This window comes from Streptomyces megasporus (assembly GCF_000718985.1).
Taxonomy (GTDB): domain Bacteria; phylum Actinomycetota; class Actinomycetes; order Streptomycetales; family Streptomycetaceae; genus Streptomyces; species Streptomyces megasporus.
In genome coordinates, this window is the sequence record NZ_JODL01000185.1 from 1 (window position 1) to 244 (window position 244).

The 244-nt window shown below is 72.1% G+C and carries 1 protein-coding gene; it reads left to right on the top strand.

The window, feature by feature from the left end:
• Positions 1-232 (top strand): zinc ribbon domain-containing protein (locus IF47_RS30010; RefSeq protein WP_157840083.1); only part of this gene is annotated, 232 nt, incomplete at its 5' end.
• Positions 233-244: the final 12 nt, after the last annotated feature.

Below are 244 nucleotides of genomic sequence, written 5' to 3' on the forward strand. Positions count from 1 at the left end.
GGACGGCCCCAAGCCGCTGAACATCCGCGTGTGGACGTGCTCGGCGTGCGGGGCCGTCCTGGACCGGGACGTGAACGCGGCGGTCAACGTCGCCAAGGCCGCCGGACTGGCGGTCTCAGCCTGTGGAGCGCGGGTAAGACGGGCGCCCGTGCCCGCACCGCGCAGCGAAGCAGGAACCCACCCGAAGCCCTCACCCATCCGGTGGGAGCAGGCGGGAATCCCCGGCCTTTAGGTCGGGGAGGAT